Genomic DNA, 18,179 nt, shown 5'->3' on the forward strand with positions numbered 1-18,179 from the left:
TACGTCGATTGAGCGACCCCGGGAGGTAGCGCGATGACGCAGGGACGGCCCGGAGGAGCCGCCTGGGCCCCGCTGTGGGAGCGCGACGTCGAACTCGCCGCGGTGGCCCAGGCCGTCGAGGAGCTCTGCGCCGACGCGACGACCACGGGCGGCCTGCTCGCCTTCTGCGGAGAGGCGGGCATCGGCAAGACCGCGCTCCTCGCCGAAGTGCGCCGCATGGCGGAGGGCCGCGCCACGGTCTGGTCCGCACGCGGCGGCGAGACGGTCACCTCCGTCCCCTTCAACGTGGTGCGGCAACTGCTGCAGCCCGCGCTCGTCCAGCTCACCCCCGACGAGGCCCGCGAGTACTTCGGCGACTGCTACGACATCGCGGGCCCCGCCCTCGGCATAGCCGAGCCCGGCGGACCCCAGGCCGATCCGCAGGGCGTCTGCGACGGCCTCGTCGAAGCGGTCTCCCGGCTCTCCCGACTGCACTGGCCGCTCGTCCTCCTCATCGACGACGCGCACTGGGCCGACCAGGAAACACTGCACTGGCTGGCCACGTTCGCCCAGCGCCTCGACGAACTGCCCGTACTCGTCGTGGTCGCCCGCAGGCCCGGCGAGGCCACCGGCGACAGCGCCCGCCACCTGGCGACGGTCGCCGCCGAGGCCCGCTCCTTCAGCACGCTGCGCGCCCTCACGCCGGACGCCGCGGCCGGCCTGACCCGCGCGACGCTCGGCGAGCACGCCGACGCCCCGTTCTGCCGCGAGGTCTGGGCGGTCACCGGCGGCAACCCGTACGAATCCGTCGAACTCCTCGCCAAGGTCCAGGACAGCGAACTCGAACCGGTGGAGAGCTCCGCCGACGAACTGCGCGCCCTCAACCGCAGCGCCCGCGGCCGCGGCCTGGTCGCCCGCCTCGAAGGACTCGGCACCGACGCCACCCGCTTCGCCTGGGCCGCCGCCATCCTCGGCAGCGCCATCTCCCTCGACCTGGCCGCCCAGCTCGCCGGCATGCTGCCCGACAGCGCCGAACGCTGCGCGGAGCGGCTGTGCACCGCACGCATCCTGACCGGGGGCGACGACGGCCTGGAGTTCGTCCACCCCCTGATCGCCAGCACGGTCTACCACTCCATCCCCGCGGCCACCCGTACCGCGATGCATGGCCAGGCCGCCTCCATCGTCACCCTCTCCGGGCGTGGCGCGGCGGCCGCCTCCCGCCACCTCCTGGAAGTCCACCCGGACGACGACCCCGAGCTCGTCGAGCAGCTGCGCGAGGCCGCCGCCGAACACCTCGCCGTCGGCGCGCCCGACGCGGCCCGCCGCTGCCTGGAGCGGGCCCTGCGCGAGCCACCCCTGCCCGAGATCCACGCCCGCGTGCTCTACGAACTCGGCTGCGCCACCATGCTCACCTCGCCCGCCACCACCATCCGCCATCTGCGCGAAGCCCTCTCGATGCGCGGCCTCGACCGGGAGCTGCGCGTCGACGCGGTCTGCCGCCTCTCCCAGGCCTTCGTCCACAACGACCAGCTGGAGGAAGGCCTGCGGGCCATCGCCGAGGAGGCGGCCAGGCTCGAACAGGGGCCCGCGAGGCTGCGCCTGCAAGCCGTGCACTACATGTGGGAGGGCATCCACGCGGGCGAGCAGGACTCGCCGGGACGCTCGCGACGGCTGGCCGCCCTCGCCGGACCGCTCACCGGCCGCGACAACTCCGAGCGCGCCCTGCTGATCCTGCGCGCCTTCGACGCCATGACCCGCGGCGAGAGCGCGGAACTGGTCGTCGAGCTCTGCGACCGCGCCCTCGTCAACGGCCGCCTCGCGCCCGGACTCGGCTGGACCGACACGGAGTGGAGCTTCGAGCTCCGCCTGATGCTCGGCGGGTCGTACGCCTTCTCGGACCGCCTCGACCGCGCGGAGAGCCTGTTCACCGAGGCCGTGCGCGCCTACGAGACCGCGGGCTGGAGCGGCGGCCACCTCGCACTCGCCCACGCCTTCCTCGGCTACGTGTACCGCAGGCGCGGCCGGCTGACCGACGCCGAGCACTCGCTGCGCGAGAGCCTGCGCCTGGCCGACCGCGTCGGCCAGGGCCTGCCCATGCACTGGGAGGCGGCGAGCATGCTCATCGACACGCTCCTGGCCCGCGGACACATCGAGGAGGCCGGTGAGGTCGCCGACCGGTACGGCTTCGCGCCGCCCTCCGCCTCCACGATCTACGTCCCCGACGCGCCGTCCGTGCGCGGGCGGCTCCTGCTCGCCCTCGGGCGCACGGAGGAGGGACTCAACGAACTGGAGGCCACGGCGAAGGCGCTGACGGCGCGCGGCCAGTACAACACCGTCCTCGCACCGTGGGCATACGATCTCGCTCGCGCCCTGGCCGACGAGGACCCCAGGCGGGCGGCGCACCTCGTCTCGGACGCCCGGATGCAGGCCGAGCGGTTCGGCACGGACACCGCGATCGGTGAGGCGCTGCGGTGTGCGGCGGCCCTGGAGACCGGCCCGCGCGCCGTCGCGCTGTACCGCCAGGCCGTCACCTACCTGGAAGCGTCGCCCTGCGCGTACGAACACGCGGTCGCCCGCGTCGAGTACGGGATCGCGGCGGGTTCCGCGGTGGAGCTGGAGCACGGCCTGACCCTGGCGCGGACCTGCGGGGCGGACGGTCTCGCCGACCGGGCCCTTGACCACCTGGGCCCGCGGTCCTCAGTCGCCGGGCGGGCCTGACCCCGGGCCGTACCGACCGCGCAGCCCGTCCATGACCTCGGCCGCCTCCCGCATCAGCCGTGCCACCAGCTCCGCGCACGAGGGCAGGTCGTCTATGACGCCCGCCACCTGGCCCGAAGCCATCACGCCCAGCTCCGGACGGCCGTCCACCATCGCCGATCTGAGCATCATGGGGGTGTTCGCGGCGAGGAGGACCTGGCTCCAGGTGAGGTCCTTGCCGTGCTTCATCGCGAGGCCGTCGCGGGCCAGCCGTGCCCAGCCGAGGCCGGACACCTTCCGGAACGCCGCCGCGTGTCGCACCGCGCGGGCGAGGGAGGCGAGGCGGCCGGACCTTTCGAGGCCCGCCACCAGCTCCGTGCGCAGCATGCGGTGCGGGAGGCCGTCCACGCGCGTGGTGACCGTGACGTCCTTGACGGAGGCGGCCAGATAGCGCGCCTTGACCGCGTCCGGCACCGGAGAGTCCGAGGTGAGCAGGAAGCGGGTGCCCATGGCGACGCCCGCGGCACCGTAGGCGAGGGCGGCCACCAGGCCGCGGCCGTCGTAGAAACCGCCGGCCGCGACCACGGGAATGCCCACCGCGTCGACGACCTGCGGCAGCAGCACGGTGGTGGCGACCTCGCCGGTGTGGCCGCCGCCCTCGCCGCCCTGCACGAGCACCGCGTCCGCGCCCCAGGCGGCGACCTTCTCGGCGTGCCGTCGCGCGCCGACCGAGGGGATCACCACCACGCCGGCGTCCTTGAGCTCGGCGATCAGCTCCTTGGACGGCGCGAGCGCGAAGGACGCGACCCGCACCCCTTCGTCGATGATGATCCGGACCCGGTCCCGCGCGTCGCCCGCGTCCGCCCGCAGGTTCACCCCGAAGGGCGCGGGCGTACGGGACTTGACCTCGCGGACGGCCGCCCGCAGCTGCTCGACCGTCATGGTCGCGGAGGCCAGGATGCCGAGCGCCCCGGCGTTCGCGGTCGCGGAGACCAGGCGGGGGCCCGCCACCCACCCCATGCCGGTCTGGACGACCGGGTGCCGGACACCGACCAGTTCGGTGAGCGGCGTCTTCAAAGTCGGTGTCATGGTGGGTGTCACGAGCGCACCTCACGGTCGCGCAGGCCGGACGGGTCCACCACGTCGCGGATCAGCCGCAGCTCCTCGGCGGTCGGCTCGCGGGTGTACGGGACACCGTCGTCCGGCACGGCCAGGGTGAACCCGGTGGCTTCACGCACCTCCTCCAGGGTCACGCCCGGGTGCAGGGAGACCAGGCGCATCGCGTGATCCGGCGTTCCGAAGTCGAAGACGCCGAGATCGGAGACGACTCGGCGCAGCTCGTGGAAGCGGGTCGCGGAGGGCCCGGCGGCGGCCGCGCTGTCGTACCCGACCCCGCTGATCATGTCGACCTTCTCGACGAACACCCGCGCCGAATGCCGCGGAATCCAGTAACTCACCGGATTGTTGAGCGTGTTGACCGGTGCGCCGCGCACGCCAAGAAGCTGCCGCTTCGGACGCTCCCAAGCGCCGATGCACGAGATGTTCTGGTTGCCGAAGCGGTCGAGCTGGCTCGCGCCCATCATCACGTGCCGCCGGCCGCCCATCACCATGGTCAGATGCCTGCGGTACGGCAGCCAGCCCTCGGCCACCGCAGACGCGGAGCCGACGGCCGGGACGTCGCCGATGAGCAGGGCCTCGCCGTCCGTGAGCAGCAGGTCGGGGGAGAAGGTCAGCCTGGCGAGGCGGGCCGCGACGGACGGGACCGTGCCCATGGGGGAGGCGAGGATCTCACCGTCGTCCCGCCACGCCTCGGCGCAGGCGATCACGCAGTACTCGGCGCGGGTGGCTGCCCGTTCGGCAGTCGGCGTCATCGCTGCTCCTTGTGCCAGGCCTGGACGGCCAGGTGGTAGTCCCGCTCGGTTCCGGCGAGGAAGCGGTCGCGGAAGGCCCGCCAGGCCTCCGGGTCGGCCGCCGCGGTGGCGTATGCCTTCTGGAAGGGTTCGTCGCGTGCGTAGTCGGGCACGCAGGACGTGAAGTGCGCGCCCTTGGGTGTCTCGGTCACGCCCGTGACCGCGTGCCGGGAGACGAGCATCGTCTGGGGCGCGGCGTGCGCGGTGAGCTCGGCGGATTCGACGATCCGCTCGCACGAGACGTACGCGGTGTCGGAGGCCTCGCAGAACAGGTCGTCGAAGTAGGGGTCGGGGCCGAGGTACTGGCCGTTGCCGAAGCGGTCGGCGCGGTTCAGGTGGACCAGGGCCGCGTCCATCCGCAGGGCGGGCACGGCGACGAGCTCCTCCCCGTCCTCGTACGGCGAAGTGACCGTCCGGAGCTGAGGGTTGACCCTCAGGACGTCCGAGCCGAGGCCCGCGCGGATCGGCAGGAACGGCAGCCGCTGGGCGCCCGCGGTGAGGCCCTGCATGAACATCGCCTCGTCCAGCTCGACGAGTTCGAAGGCGGCACGCTCGCGTGCCGCGCGGAAGTGCGGCTCCAGGGGGATCGAGTCGAGGGTGGTGAAGGCCGTGACGAGCTTGCGGATGCGGCCGGCCGCGGCGAGCAGGCCGATGTCCGGGCCGCCGTACGACACGACGGTCAGGTCCGTGACGTCGGACCGCAGCAGTGCGCGGACCAGCGCCATCGGCTTGCGGCGCGAGCCCCAGCCGCCGATGCCGAGCGTCATGCCGCTGGCGAGTCGCCCCACGATCTCGTCGGGCGTCATCTTCTTGTCGGTCCTGCCGGTCCCGCTGGTTCTGTCGCTCATGACTCGCCCTCTTCTCGCGTCCCGAAGTCCGCTCGGATGCGGTCGGCCAGGCCGCTGAGGTTCGCCTCGAAGGTGAAGCCCTGCTCGAAGCGGTAGCTGCGGTGCACGTCCACGGGGTCGATTCCGTTGATCGCGGCCTTGGCGAAACGCAGCAGCGTGCCGTCCTTGCGGGCGATCTCCCGTGCCAACTCCAGCGCGGCGTCGCGCAGTTCCGCGCGGGGCACGATCCGCCACACGGAGCCGTGCGCGTGCAGCTCGGCGGCCGTCGCGGTCCGCGAGGTGTAGTACAGGGCGCGCATCAGGTGCTGCGGGACGAGGCGGGCCAGGTGCGTGGCCGCGCCGAGCGCGCCCCGGTCCAGCTCGGGCAGGCCGAAGGTGGCGTCCTCGCTCGCCACGATCGCGTCCGCGTTCCCTACGAGGCCTATGCCGCCGCCCAGGCAGAAGCCGTGCACGGCCGCGACGACGGGTACCTCGCACTCGTACACCGCGGAGAACGCCTCGTAGCACCCGCGGTTGGCGCCGATCAGCGTGGTGTGGCCGGTGTCGCGCTGCATCTCCTTGATGTCCACGCCCGCGTTGAACCCCCGGCCCTCGGCGGTCAGGACGACGCAGCGCGTTCCGGGGGCGCGCCCGGCGGCGCGCACCGCGTCCGCCAGGTCGTACCAGCCGCGCACCGGGAGGGCGTTGACGGGTGGGTAGTCGACGGTGACGACGGTGACGCCCTTGTCCGGGGCGGAGGTGGAGACAGACATCAGACGATCCGCTACCTTTCAACCCACACGCCTTCAACCAAACATTTGTTAGTTGGAAAGGTAGCAGCGATGACTGACACCCGACAGGTGGTCGTCGTGACCGGCGGCACCCGCGGCGTCGGTGCCGGCATCGCCCGCAGCTTCCTCGCCGCCGGCGCCCGGGTCGTCGTCTGTGCCCGCAGGCCGCCGGACCGGCCCGTCGAAGCGGCGGGCGCCGCGGCCGAGTTCAGACCGCTCGACCTGCGCGACGCGGCGGCGGCCCGCGCCTTCTTCACCGAGGTCGCGGCGGACCACGGCTCGGTGGACGCTCTCGTGAACAACGCGGGAGGGACTCCGTTCGGACTGCTCGCCGAGACCGCGCCGGCCCGCCAGACCAAGATCGTCGAGCTGAATCTGCTCGCACCGCTGTACGCGTCGCTCGCCGCGTATGAAGTGATGCGCGGTCAGGAGACCGGCGGCAGCGTCACGATGATCGGCAGCGTCAGCGGCACCCGGCCCTCACCCGGCAGCGGTGCGTACGGTGCCGCGAAGGCGGGCCTGGAGAACCTCGCGGGGACCATGGCCGTCGAATGGGCCCCGGCCGTTCGCGTCAACACGGTCGTCCTCGGCCTGGCCCGCACCGAGAGCGCCGCCCTGCACTACGGCGACGAGGAAGGCATCGCCCAGGTCGCCCGCACCGTCCCCCTGGGCCGCCTCGCCGACCCCTCCGACGTCGGCGACGCGTGCGTCTTCCTCGCCTCCGACCGCGCCCGGTACATCAGCGGAGCCGCGCTCCGGGTGCACGGCGGCGGCGAACGCCCCGCGTTCCTGGCCGCCGCTTCCGTCAACCACTGACCGCACGCCACCCGAGGAGTTCCGCCATGACGTCAGCTGCCAGGTCCGGGATCTGCGAAGGCCGCGTCGTGATCGTCACGGGTGCGGGCCGCGGCCTCGGCAGGGCGCACGCGCGCGCGTACGCGGCCGAAGGCGCCCGGGTCGTCGTCAACGACCTCGGCGTGGGGCCCGACGGATCGGGGGCTTCCCACGGGCCGGCCCACGATGTCGTCGAGGAGATCCGCGCGGCGGGCGGCGAGGCCGTCGCGCACGGCGGCGACATCGCCACGTCCGAGGGCGCCGCCTCGCTGGTGCGGACCGCACTCGACACGTACGGGCGCCTCGACACCCTCGTCAACAACGCGGGCTTCCTACGGGACCGCATGCTGGTCAACCTTGAGGAGGACGGCTGGGACGCCGTGATGCGCGTCCACCTCAAGGGGCACTTCCTCCCGCTGAAGCACGCGGGCGCCCACTGGCGCGCCGAGGCGAAAGCAGGCAGGACCCCGCACGCGTGCGTGGTCAACACCAGCTCCGGAGCGGGCCTTTCCGGCAGCGTCGGACAGGGCAACTACAGCGCCGCCAAGGCGGGCATCCTCGGCCTCACCCTGGTCGCCGCCGCCGAACTGGCCTCCTACGGAGTGCGTGTGAACGCCATCGCGCCTGCCGCCAGGACCCGCATGACCGAGCAGACCTTCGCCGACACGATGGCCGCCCCCGAGGACGGCGGCTTCGACACGATGGCCCCGGAGAACGTGTCCCCCCTCGTCGTCTGGCTGGGCTCACCCGCCTCCGCCGGGGTCACGGGCCGCGTCTTCGAGAGCGAGGCGGGCCGCATCACCGTCATGGAGGGCTGGCGCCCCGGCCCCACCGCCGACAAGGGCGCCCGCTGGACCCCGGCGGAGGCGGGCGAGACGACACTGAAGCTGCTCGCGGAGGCGGAGGCGCCCCGGCCGGTGTACGGGGCCCGATGACGCCGCAGCGCGCCGCTGCACGGACCCGGGCGGCACATGTCACCCTCTGCCGTGACCGCCGCCCCCGGCTTCCCTGGCGTCCCCGGCTTCCTCGGTGAGCACCCGCTCGGCGACCGCGAACGCCGCGTTGGCCGCGGGAACCCCGCAGTACACCGCCGTCTGCAGCAGGACCGCGCCGATCTCCTCGGGCGTCAGACCGATCCCGCGGGCGGCGCGCACATGCATCGCGAGCTCGTCGAGGTGGCCGCGGGCGACCAGCGCGGTCATGGTGATCATGCTGCGCTCGCGGCGTGCGAGCGTGGGGTCGGTCCAGATCTCGCCCCACGCGTAACGGGAGATGAAGTCCTGGAAGCGCGCCGTGAAGGGGGTCGTGCGCGCCTGTGCGCGGTCCACGTGCGCGTCGCCGAGCACGGCGCGCCGCACGGCCGTGCCGTTCGGCGGCGGGCCCGTGAAGTGGGCGCGCAGGGCCGCCGCCACCGCGTCGGGGCGTTCCGCGGGGGCCAGGTGGGAGGCGTTCGCGAGCTCCATCAGGGAGGCGCCCGGCACGGCGTCGGCGATCTCCCGCGCGTGGGCGGGCGGAGTCGCCGGGTCCGCGCGTCCGGCGACGACCAGCGTGGGCGCGACGATCGACGCCAGCGCGTCCCGCATGTCGTACGCGGCCAGGGCGTCGCAGCACGCCGCGTACGCGCCCGGGTCGGCCGCCCGGAGGTCCGCCACGAGGGCGGGCACCGTGAACCCCGGCGTGAACCAGCGCCCCGGCGCCGACTCCGCCAGCCCGGCCAGGCCCTCGCGGCGCGCCAGCGCGGCCCGCTCCCGCCACGGTCCGGCGCCGCCGAAGTGCGCCGACGAGCAGATCACGGCGAGGCCGGTCACCCGGTCGGGGTGCCGGGCCGCCAGATGCAGCCCCACGGCGCCGCCCAGCGAGACCCCGGCGTACGCGAAGCGGTCGATCCCGAGGGAGTCGGCGAGCGCGAGGACGAGCCCGGCGAGGTCGGCGACCGTCGCGCCGGGGCCGATCAGGTCGGCGGGGGACCGGCCGTGGCCCGGCAGGTCCCAGCGCACGACGCGGTGGGCGGTGGAGAGTTCGGGTGCGACGGCGTCCCACAGGGCGGTGGAGGTGCCCAGAGACGGGCCGAGGAGGAGCGGCGGCGCGCTCGCGGCCCCTTCGACGGTGTGGTGCGGCAGCTTGCTCCCGCCGCGCGGTTCGCCGGTCAACGTCGCTCCAGGGCGCGGTCGGTCAGTTCACCGGCGAGACCGGTGTAGCGGGTGGGGTCGGCGAGGATCTCCGCGAACGTCCACCCTTCGGTGCGGGCGCGCCCGGCCACCCTGGTGAGGAGATCCTTCGCGCAGGGCCTGTCGCGCGGTTCGCCGGTCAACGTCGCTCCAGGGCACGGTCGGTCAGTTCACCGGCGAGGCCGGTGTAGCGGGTGGGGTCGGTGAGTTCGGGGAGGTCGATGTCGTCGAGGGTGGGGTCGTCGGCGAGGATCTCCGCGAGCGTCCGGCCTTCGGTGCGGGCGCGTCGGGCCGCCGCCGTCAGGAGATCCTTCGCGCGGGTTCCGCCGAGCGACGGTGTGAGCTCGACGGCCAGCCGTTCGGAGACGATCAGCCCGCCGGTGAGGCCGAGGTGTGCACGCATCGCCTCCGGACGGACCCGCAGCCCCTCGGCGAGCTCCGCCGCGTCCCGGGCAGCCCCGCCGGCCAGCCGCAACAGATCACGCAGTGTCTCCCACTCGGCGTGCCAGGCCCCCGCGGGCCGCTCGTCCTCGGCCGCCAGCGAGCCGTACAGGGTCGCGGCGAGACCGGGTGCGCGCCGCGCGGCGGCGGCGATCAGCGTGGCCCGTACGGGATTGGCCTTGTGCGGCATGGCGGACGAGCCGCCGCCCGCCCCCTCGGAAACCTCCGCGATCTCGGTACGGGAGAGGGTGAGGACGTCGGCCGCCGGCTTGCCGAGGGCGCCCGCGGTGAAGGCGAGAGCGGAGGCGAGGTCGGCGACGGGCGTACGGAGACTGTGCCAGGGCAACGAGGGCACGCGCAGGGACAGTTCCGCGGCGAACGCCGCCACGATGGCCTCCGCGCCGGCGGCCGGTGGCTTCCCCGGAGCCGTATCCGCCCGAGCCAGGTACGCCCGGAACGACGCCAACGTGCCCGCCGCGCCGCCCAGCTGGGCCGGCAGGCTCCCGCGCACGTCCCTGGCCCGGTCCCGGGCGTCGAGGACGAGGGAGCGCCACCCCGCCGCCTTCAGACCGAAGGTCGTCGGGACCGCGTGCTGGGTGAGGGTGCGGGCCGGCATCGCCGTGTCGCGGTGTGCGGTGGCGAGGCGGGCCAGCGCCTGTTCCGTACGGGACAGGTCCGCGAGGATCAGGTCCAGCGTGCGGGCGGAGAGCAGTATCAGGGCCGTGTCCAGGATGTCCTGGCTCGTCGCGCCCCGGTGGACGTAGGGCGCCGCGTCCTCGGGCACCGCGGCCGTCAAGGCCGCCACCAGCGGGATCACCGGGTTTCCGCCGTCCCGTGCGCGCAAAGCGATCTCCCGCACGTCGAACCGGCCGACGTCCGCGGCCGCTTCCGTGACCGCTGTCGCCGCCTCCGGAGGCGCGAGGCCCACGGCGGCCTGCGCGCGGGTCAGGGCCGCCTCGACGGCCAGCAGCGCCTCCAGGAAGGAGAGGTCGGAGGTCGCGTCGTCGGCGGGGGAGCCCGCCCACCCCGGGGAGAGCAGGCCGGTCACGGCGACACCTCCGGAGTTTCCGGCCCGTGAGGGTCTTCGGAGAACGTCGGGAACTCCAGGAAGACCGTCTCGTCGGGCCCCTGGAGGCGGATGTCGAACCGGTACGTGCGCGGGGCCTCGCTCCGGGCGACCAGCGTGCCCCTGCGCTCCGCCGCGAGGGAGCCGAGCAGCGCGTCACCGGGCTCGTCCACCAGGTACGCGCGCGTGTACAGATGGTGCAGCAGACCGCGTGCGAAGACGGCGAGCGAGATGTACGAGACGCCGCCCGGCGGCAGCGTCCGCACGGCCCAGTGGCCGTCGGCGTCGGTCGGCACCCGGCCGAACCCGGTGAACGCGACACCGTCGCGCCCCACGAGCCACCCCGTGACGGGGTCGTGCCGCAGCGATCCGGGCACGCCCGCGCGCGAGCCGTCCGGCGCGGGCTGCCAGCTCTCTATCAGGGCGTCGGGCACGGGCTGCCCCGCGCCGTCGAGCACGTACCCGTGCAGGGTGATCGTCTCCGCGTCCCCGGAGGGCGCCACGTCGCCGCCGCGCGGGAACGGCAGCGCGTATCCGTAGAAGGGGCCGACGGTCTGGGAGGGGGTGGGAGCGTGCATCAGTGGTCGTCGTCCTCCTCGAAGAGCGTCGCGGACGGGCCGTCCAGGACGATGTCCCAGCGGTGGCCCAGGGACCACTCGGGGACGGAAAGGCCGTGGTCGTACGCGCAGACGAGGCGCCGCCGCGCCGATTCGTCGGTCACCGCGTTCAGCACCGGGTCGTACGGCAGGAGCGGGTCGCCGGGGAAGTACATCTGCGTCACCAGGCGCTGGGTGAACGCCGTGCCGAAGAGCGAGAAGTGGAGGTGCGCGGGGCGCCAGGCGTTGGTGTGGTTGCGCCATGGATAGGCGCCCGGCTTGACGGTCGTGAAGGAGTACGTGCCGTCGTCGTCGGTGAGACAGCGGCCGAACCCCGTGAAGTTCGGGTCGAGGGGCGCGGGGTGCCGGTCCAGCTGGTGGGCGTACCGGCCCGACGCGTTGGCCTGCCACAGCTCCACCAGCTGGCCGCGCACGGGCCGCCCCCGGCGGTCCAGGACCCGGCCGCTCACGGTGATGCGCTCGCCCAGCGGTTCCCCCGCGTGCTGCCGCGTCAGATCGCTGTCCAGCGCGGACACGTCGGTGACGCCGAACGCGGGACCGCTCAGCTCCACGGCCTCCGGGTCGCGCAGCGGGATCAACGGCTGTTTCGGGTGCCGCAGACGGGTGCTGCGGTACGGCGGGTAGTCGCGGGGCGGATGGTGCGCGCCGGGCGGCGCGGACGCCTGCGCCTTCGCGACCTCGGCGTCGATCGCGTCCTGGCCGAGCCCGTCCGGCAGGGGTTCGGTGGTGAGGGTCATATGGGGTCGCTCCGTACGTGAAGGCTGTCCGGGACGTGGATCTCCGCCGCGGTCTTCGCGGCGATCTCGTCGGCGGTGACGCCCGGCGCCGTCTCGACCAGCTCAAGACCGTGTGCGGTCACTTCCAGTACGCCGAGGTCGGTGATGACCCGGTCGACGCAGCGCTTGCCGGTGAGCGGCAGCGCGCACTCGGCGAGGATCTTCGGCGAGCCGTCCTTGGCGGTGTGCGTCATGACGACGACGACCGTGCGGGCGCCGTGCACGAGGTCCATCGCCCCGCCGATGCCCGTGATCAGCTTTCCGGGGACCGCCCAGTTGGCGAGGTCCCCGCGCGCGGAGACCTGCATCGCGCCGAGCACGGCCACGTCGATGTGACCGCCGCGGATCATCCCGAAGGAAAGCGCCGAGTCGAAGAAGGAGGCGCCGGGCAGCACGGTGACGGTCTCCTTGCCCGCGTTGATCAGGTCGGGGTCGACCTCCGCCTCGGTGGGATAGGGGCCCACTCCCAGGATGCCGTTCTCCGACTCCAGGATGACTTCGACGCCGGGTGGGAGGTGGTTGGGGATCAGCGTGGGCAGTCCGATGCCGAGATTCACGTACTGGCCGTCCCGGAGCTCGCGCGCGGCGCGGGCGGCCATCTCCTCACGGGTCCAGGCCATCAGCCTGCCACCGTCCGCTTCTCGATCCGCTTGTCCGCCGCCTGCTCCGGAGTGAGCGCCACCACCCGCTGCACGAAGATCCCCGGCAGATGCACCGCGTCCGGTTCGATCCCGCCGGGCTCCACCAGCTCCTCGACCTCCGCGACGGTCACCCGTCCGGCCATCGCCGCGAGCGGGTTGAAGTTGCGGGCCGACCTGCTGAAGACGAGGTTGCCGTGCCGGTCGCCCTGCGCCGCGCGGACCAGCGCGAAGTCGGTGCGGATGCCGTGTTCGAGGACATGGGGGGTGCCGTCGAACTCCCGTACCTCCTTGGCCGGGGACGCGAGCGCGACCCCGCCCTCGCCGTCGTAGCGCCAGGGGAGCCCGCCGTCGGCGACCTGCGTGCCCACCCCGGCCGGAGTGTAGAACGCGGGGATGCCCGCGCCGCCCGCCCGCAGCCGCTCGGCGAGCGTGCCCTGCGGGATCATCTCGACCTCCAGTTCGCCGCCCAGGTACTGCCGGGCGAACTCCTTGTTGCCGCCTATGTAGGACCCGGTCACGCGGGCGATGCGGCCCGCCGCCAGGAGTACCGCGAGGCCCGAGTCCATGGCGCCGCAGTTGTTGGACACGACCCGCAGGCCCGAGACCCCGGACGCGTGCAGCGCCCGTATCAGCTCGGCGGGCACGCCGCTCAGCCCGAAGCCGCCGACCGCGACCGACGCCCCGTCCGGGACGTCCGCCACCGCGTCGGCAGCCGTGGCCACCACCTTGTCCATCCGTGCGGCCTCTCTCCTCCGGCCCGATTAATCAGGTCACTGACTATTGCGGCGAGGATAGGGCGACTCGAACTACCGCACAAGACCTGCGCTGTTCGGCGCGTAGGGCGAGTATTGTTCAGTGCACCGACGGAATACGCCGGGAGAGTCGAAGTGAACACGGAGGACCCCATGGCCGCGGTGGACCTTGCCACCCACCCCGGGCACCTGGCCCGGCGGCTGCAGCAGGCGCATCACCTGCTGTGGAACACGATGGTGTCCGAGGAGATCACTTCACCGCAGTTCGCCGTGGTCAACGCCCTCGTCGCCGAACCCGGCCTCGACCAGCGCACCGTGGGGGAGCGGGTGGGCCTCGACCGGTCCACGATCGCGGAGGTCGTCGCCCGGCTCATCCGCCGTGAGCTGCTCGACAAGGTGCGCGACCCGCAGGACGCCCGCCGCTACCTGCTGCGCCTCACCGACGAGGGCCGGCGCACGCACCGCGCGCTGACCGTGCGGGCGGCCCGGATGAACCAGGTCCTGCTCGCCCCGCTCTCCGCCGAGGAGCGCCCCGTCTTCCTCGAACTGATGCAGCGCGTCGCGGACGCGGCGGAGGACCTGCGCACCCCGGCCCCGCTCACGCCTTCGCGTACACCACCCACACCTGTCCCTTCGCGAACGGCAGCCGCTCGCCGTCGGCCGTCGTGAACTCCGTGCCGGCCCCGGCCGCCGGACGCTTCCACCGCGCCTCGTAGGCGCGCCCGTCCCGCAGCACGCTCGCGGAGCCCTCGCCGACCGTCTCGGTGAACGGCGAGACGCTGCCCGCGCGGTCGTGGAAGCGGGACGGCCGCACCTTCACGTACTGCACGACGACCGTCGAAGGGCTCAGCTCCTTGCCGCCGGACGTCCGCGCCCGCTCCCCGTCCATCGCGACGCGCCAGCGCCCCTCGTACTCCACCCAGTCGAAGGTGAAGCGCGCCGCGGGGAAGCGGACCGTCCGCCGTGTCTGCGGTGTGCCGCCTTCCGGGCGCGGCCCGAACCGGAACCCCGCGTCGGCCAGGGCGTCCACGTTCGGCTCGGCCTTCAGGGCGTCCGGGCGTACGAAGAGGTTGTGCGGCGCGGGCTTCGCGCCGCCCCGGTAGTACGCGCCGTCGGGCGCCCTGCCCGGCGGCAGCGCCCGCACGGGCGCGCCGGCGATCAGCGGCAGGAGCTTGGACTGCGCTCCGGAGAACGCGAGCACGGGCCGGTCGAACTGCCGCAGGAGTTCGAGATCCGTCTCGCGGGCGCTGCGCACGGGACCGACGGCGGGCGGCAGCCGCGACGCGTACACCGCCATCAGACGGGTGAGCCCCGCCTCCACCTGCTCGACGTACACGACGTCCGCGGCGTCGAGACCGGTCTGCGGACGCGCAGGACGTACGTTGTCGACCTTCACGGCGAGCACGCTGCCGCCGCCGCCCGACCCGGGAGCCTTGCCGTCCACCCCCTCGATCGTGCAACCGGACACCAGGGCGGCGAGTGCGATCGCCACCGCCGCCCCGGCCCTGCTCCGTGCCCGTGTCCCCGTGCGTGTTCCCGTGCGTGCCCGCGTCCGCGTCCGCCGTGTCATGCGGGAGTCCTACCCCGAACGCGCCCGATCGCAGCCCGTCAGCCGAGATCGAGGGCGTTCGGCAGGCCGAGCCGGTAGCGGGTGCGGTCGTGGCGCTTGAGGGCCTCGATCGCCGGAACGCGGTGCAGCGGCCGCACCGTGCACGGCTTCTGGTCCGAACCCACCTGTTTCAGCAGGGCGTTGACCGCCTGGCGGGCCGAGGCGTTGGCGCCCTCCATGGTCGCCAGGTCGATGTCCACGGAGACGTAGTCGCCGGAGAGGAAGAGGTTCGGGATCCTCGTGGCGGCCGACGGGCGGTTGTGGAACGTGCCCACCGGGTGGATGAGGAGCTGGTCCTCGTTGGTGGGGTTCGGTGTGCCCAGGCCGTCGACACCCGGGTCGAGGAACCACGAGTGGAGCTTGCTGTCGCTGAGCACCGTCTTCCCGGTGTCGTTGAGGGCGGCCTTGAGCTGCGCCCACACCTCTTTGGCGACCTCGTCGCGGGTGCACTGCTTGGCGGTCTTGCCGTACAGGATGCCGGGCTTGTCCCACTCGGAGATGTCCACGGAGAGGCAGTCGACGGCGACGCCGTCTCCGTAGTCGGCCGGGAAGTCGCGCTCGGGCCAGTGGCCCGCCTGGGCGATGCCGGTCAGTGACCAGGGCGAGTCGATGAGGTTGAAGTGGCCCTTGACGACGGGCGGGCGTTCGGTCAAATAGAACTGAATGCCCGTCATCCAGTCCGTCTGCAGCTTGTCGCAGCGCGCCAACTGCGGGTCCGCCGCCTTCAGTTCCCTGCTCCACGTCCGGCGCGCGTGCTCCACCGGCATGGCCTGGACGTAGTGGTCGGCGGTGATGTCACGCCGTACGCCGTCGGGGTCCTCGACGACCGTCTTCGTGATGCGGCCGCCGCCGAACGCCAGCTCGCGCACGGTCCAGCCGATGCGGAACTCCACGCCCAGCGACTTGAGATGGGTGATCCACGGGTCGATCCACGCCTCGTTCGTCGGCGCGTTCAGGATGCGGTCGGGCGGGCCGTCCGCGCCCTGGCCGAGCGCGTTGAGGACGAACGCCTCGCCGAGCGTGCCGACCGTGCGGGTGCTCGCCTCCTCCGCCTTCGTCGCCACGATGTTGCGGGTCACACCGATCACGAGGATGCGCTGGTAGTCCTTGGACATGTGCTCGGCGCGGGTGAAGTCCCACCAGGGCGTCGACTCCCAGTCGTCGTCGCGGCGTTCGTCGCAGCTGGTGAAGAAGACCAGGGCGCGGTTCACGAAGTACGCGGCCTCGTGGGCCGGCAGGTTGAACGCGGTGTCGAGCAGCGCGGTCAGTGCCCGCCGGATGTCGTCCAGGGTGAGCTTCTCCGGCTCCGTGCCCGGCCACGGGATCGGCATCCTGATGTCTTCGCGGCCGGTGCGCGCGAACGACATCTCGCGGGGCGCGACCAGGTTGTCCCACACGCCGTTCGCGTTCCCGGGGAACGGGATGCGGCGCATCGTGTCCGGCAGGTTGTGGTAGATGCCCGGGATGAACCGGAAGCCGTGCTCACCGGGCAGCGGTTTGCGGTTGCCCTTCGCGCTGCCCGGCACGTCCATGCTGCGGGCCTTGCCGCCCAGCTCCCTGCGCTCGTAGACCGTGACGGCGAAGCCGCGCTCCGCGAGCTCATGGGCGGCCGTGAGCCCGGCGACACCACCGCCGAGCACGGCCACCGACTGCTGCGCGCGCGGTGCGTCCTGCGTGGCCGCCGCCGCGGGCAGCGCCCCCGCCCCCACTCCCAGCGCGGCCGCCCCGCCCACCGCCGCGGCCCCCGCGACGAACCCCCGCCGCGTGCTTCCCTCGGCACCGCTGTGTCCCATGCCCCGCCCCCCTTACCGTAGGTAACTCCCCTATCAGTCGCAGGAGCATACGGTCACCGTCGGTGGGGTGGAAGCTACCCGGGTGCCGCATCACACAATGGCGTGATTGTGGCGCCCGTGAGGTGTGCGGTGACGGATGTGGTGGGTGGGCGCGGTCAGTCGGGAGGGGTGCGGTCAGCCGGTGCTCCCCAGCGCGTCCGCGAGGTCGTACCGCACGGGCTCCTCCAGCTGCGCGTACGTACAGCTCTCCGGAACCCGGTCCGTACGCCACCTGCGGAACGCGGCCGTGTGGCGGAAGCGCCGCCCGCCCTCCATGTGGTCGTACGCCACCTCGCAGACGAGCTCCGGGCGCAGCGGCACCCAGGAGAGGTCCTTCTTGCCCGACCAACGGCTCGGGGCGCCGGGCATGCGGGCCGTCTCGTGCGCGGCCTCGTCCGTCCAGGACGCCCACGGGTGCCCGGCTGCCGACTCCATCCGCAGCGGCTCCAGCTCCTCGACGAGTTCGGCCCTGCGCTTCATCGAGAAGGCCGCGCACACGCCGACGTGCTGCAGGGTGCCCCCGTCGTCGTACAGCCCGAGGAGCAGCGAGCCGACGACGGGCCCGCTCTTGTGCAGGCGGTAGCCCGCGACCACGCAGTCCGCCGTCCGCTCGTGCTTGATCTTGAACATGAGGCGCTCGTTCTGGCGATAGCGCAGGTCGAGCGGCTTGGCGATCACCCCGTCCAGGCCCGCGCCCTCGAACTGCTCGAACCACACCTGCGCCACCTCGGGGTCCGTGGTCGCGGGCGCGAGGTGGACGGGCGCCGAGACACCGCCCAGCGCCGCCACCAGCAGGGCGCGCCGGTCGCTCAGGGGCGCGTCGAGCAGCGCCTCGTCCCCGAGGGCGAGCAGGTCGAACGCCACGAACGAGGCGGGCGTACGCTCGGCGAGCGTCGCCACGCGGGACGCGGCGGGATGGATACGCTCCGTGAGCGCGTCGAAATCCAGGTGACCGTCCCGGGCGATCACGATCTCCCCGTCCACCACGCACCGCTCGGGCAGCCGCTCCCGCAGAGCCGTCACGAGCTCGGGAAAGTAGCGGGTCAGGGACTTGCCGGTGCGGCTGCCGAGCTCGACCTCGGCCCCGTCGCGGAACACGATCGCGCGGAACCCGTCCCACTTGGCCTCGTACTGCATGCCCGGCGGGATCTTCTTCACGGGTTTGGCGAGCATGGGCTTCACGGGCGGCATCACCGGCAGATCCATGCTCCGATTCTGCTCCGGAATGCCACTTAGCGC

General features: G+C 73.2%; 17 protein-coding genes and 1 pseudogene. 4 read left to right on the forward strand and 14 right to left on the reverse strand.

Translation table 11 applies throughout. The annotated features are described in order from the left end of the window. Positions 1-33: 33 nt before the first annotated feature. Positions 34-2,697, forward strand: a complete 2,664-nt coding sequence (locus AB0H82_RS21550; RefSeq protein WP_362995009.1) for an AAA family ATPase — start codon at positions 34-36, stop codon at positions 2,695-2,697. Here the strand turns inward: AB0H82_RS21550 and AB0H82_RS21555 are convergent. Genes AB0H82_RS21555 through AB0H82_RS21570 form a run of 4 tightly spaced genes read right to left on the reverse strand, consistent with a single transcriptional unit; the run spans position 2,677 to position 6,186 of the window. Next, the gene (locus AB0H82_RS21555; protein ID WP_362995172.1) at positions 2,677-3,753 is read right to left on the reverse strand and encodes a nitronate monooxygenase; all 1,077 of its coding nucleotides are present in this window, start codon (positions 3,751-3,753) and stop codon (positions 2,677-2,679) included. The two genes, AB0H82_RS21550 and AB0H82_RS21555, sit on opposite strands and share 21 nt — an antisense overlap. A gap of 20 nt (positions 3,754-3,773) precedes the next feature. Continuing rightward, on the reverse strand, positions 3,774-4,547 hold the full coding sequence (locus AB0H82_RS21560) for a CoA-transferase (protein ID WP_362995011.1): 774 nt from the start codon (positions 4,545-4,547) through the stop codon (positions 3,774-3,776). After that, positions 4,544-5,434, reverse strand: a complete 891-nt coding sequence (locus tag AB0H82_RS21565) for a CoA-transferase (protein WP_362995013.1) — start codon at positions 5,432-5,434, stop codon at positions 4,544-4,546. Before AB0H82_RS21565 ends, AB0H82_RS21560 begins: the two co-directional genes overlap by 4 nt. Continuing rightward, positions 5,431-6,186, reverse strand: coding sequence for an enoyl-CoA hydratase family protein (locus tag AB0H82_RS21570; RefSeq protein ID WP_362995015.1), 756 nt, complete (start codon positions 6,184-6,186; stop codon positions 5,431-5,433). Before AB0H82_RS21570 ends, AB0H82_RS21565 begins: the two co-directional genes overlap by 4 nt. A gap of 69 nt (positions 6,187-6,255) precedes the next feature. Between AB0H82_RS21570 and AB0H82_RS21575 the strand changes: the two genes are divergently transcribed. Both AB0H82_RS21575 and AB0H82_RS21580 read left to right on the forward strand, forming a co-directional pair. Then, entirely contained in the window at positions 6,256-7,020 is a 765-nt protein-coding gene (locus tag AB0H82_RS21575) for an SDR family oxidoreductase (protein WP_362995017.1), read from the forward strand. Positions 7,021-7,046: 26 nt separating this feature from the next. Further along, positions 7,047-7,973, forward strand: a complete 927-nt coding sequence (locus AB0H82_RS21580) for an SDR family oxidoreductase (protein ID WP_362995019.1) — start codon at positions 7,047-7,049, stop codon at positions 7,971-7,973. Positions 7,974-8,012: 39 nt separating this feature from the next. Here the strand turns inward: AB0H82_RS21580 and pcaD are convergent, their stop codons facing one another. From pcaD to AB0H82_RS21615, 7 genes and pseudogenes are all read right to left on the reverse strand, one after another. After that, positions 8,013-9,188, reverse strand: a complete 1,176-nt coding sequence (gene pcaD / locus AB0H82_RS21585; RefSeq protein ID WP_362995021.1) for a 3-oxoadipate enol-lactonase — start codon at positions 9,186-9,188, stop codon at positions 8,013-8,015. Beyond that, a pseudogene (locus AB0H82_RS21590) lies at positions 9,185-9,319 on the reverse strand (3-carboxy-cis,cis-muconate cycloisomerase); the annotation flags it as partial. The gene pcaD and the pseudogene AB0H82_RS21590, both read right to left, overlap by 4 nt. A gap of 26 nt (positions 9,320-9,345) precedes the next feature. Next, entirely contained in the window at positions 9,346-10,695 is a 1,350-nt protein-coding gene (pcaB, locus tag AB0H82_RS21595) for a 3-carboxy-cis,cis-muconate cycloisomerase (protein WP_362995023.1), read from the reverse strand. Beyond that, complete coding sequence (pcaG, locus tag AB0H82_RS21600; protein WP_362995025.1) at positions 10,692-11,291, reverse strand: protocatechuate 3,4-dioxygenase subunit alpha; 600 nt, start codon at positions 11,289-11,291, stop codon at positions 10,692-10,694. The genes pcaB and pcaG overlap by 4 nt, the downstream gene beginning before the upstream one ends. Next, positions 11,291-12,067: a protocatechuate 3,4-dioxygenase subunit beta gene (gene pcaH, locus AB0H82_RS21605; protein ID WP_362995027.1), complete on the reverse strand. Its 777-nt coding sequence runs from the start codon at positions 12,065-12,067 to the stop codon at positions 11,291-11,293. The genes pcaG and pcaH overlap by 1 nt, the downstream gene beginning before the upstream one ends. Continuing rightward, entirely contained in the window at positions 12,064-12,726 is a 663-nt protein-coding gene (locus AB0H82_RS21610; protein WP_362995029.1) for a CoA transferase subunit B, read from the reverse strand. The genes pcaH and AB0H82_RS21610 overlap by 4 nt, the downstream gene beginning before the upstream one ends. Further along, positions 12,726-13,481: a CoA transferase subunit A gene (locus tag AB0H82_RS21615; protein WP_362995031.1), complete on the reverse strand. Its 756-nt coding sequence runs from the start codon at positions 13,479-13,481 to the stop codon at positions 12,726-12,728. Before AB0H82_RS21615 ends, AB0H82_RS21610 begins: the two co-directional genes overlap by 1 nt. 171 nt (positions 13,482-13,652) lie before the next feature. On the opposite strand from AB0H82_RS21615, the gene AB0H82_RS21620 reads away from it, so the two are divergent. Further along, positions 13,653-14,168 carry a MarR family transcriptional regulator gene (locus AB0H82_RS21620; protein WP_362995174.1) on the forward strand — a complete coding sequence of 172 codons (516 nt, stop codon included), beginning with the start codon at positions 13,653-13,655 and terminating at the stop codon, positions 14,166-14,168. Here AB0H82_RS21620 and AB0H82_RS21625 read toward each other — a convergent pair. From AB0H82_RS21625 to AB0H82_RS21635, 3 genes are all read right to left on the reverse strand, one after another. After that, the gene (locus AB0H82_RS21625) at positions 14,098-14,991 is read right to left on the reverse strand and encodes a DUF3048 domain-containing protein (protein ID WP_362995033.1); all 894 of its coding nucleotides are present in this window, start codon (positions 14,989-14,991) and stop codon (positions 14,098-14,100) included. The two genes, AB0H82_RS21620 and AB0H82_RS21625, sit on opposite strands and share 71 nt — an antisense overlap. Positions 14,992-15,107: 116 nt before the next feature. Then, positions 15,108-16,901 carry an FAD-dependent oxidoreductase gene (locus AB0H82_RS21630; protein WP_362995035.1) on the reverse strand — a complete coding sequence of 598 codons (1,794 nt, stop codon included), beginning with the start codon at positions 16,899-16,901 and terminating at the stop codon, positions 15,108-15,110. A 174-nt stretch (positions 16,902-17,075) separates the two neighbouring features. Further along, positions 17,076-18,146 carry an ATP-dependent DNA ligase gene (locus AB0H82_RS21635; protein ID WP_362995037.1) on the reverse strand — a complete coding sequence of 357 codons (1,071 nt, stop codon included), beginning with the start codon at positions 18,144-18,146 and terminating at the stop codon, positions 17,076-17,078. Positions 18,147-18,179: the final 33 nt, after the last annotated feature.

Origin of the sequence: Streptomyces sp. NPDC050732 (assembly GCF_040654255.1) — a bacterium.
In the GTDB taxonomy this organism is placed as follows: domain Bacteria; phylum Actinomycetota; class Actinomycetes; order Streptomycetales; family Streptomycetaceae; genus Streptomyces.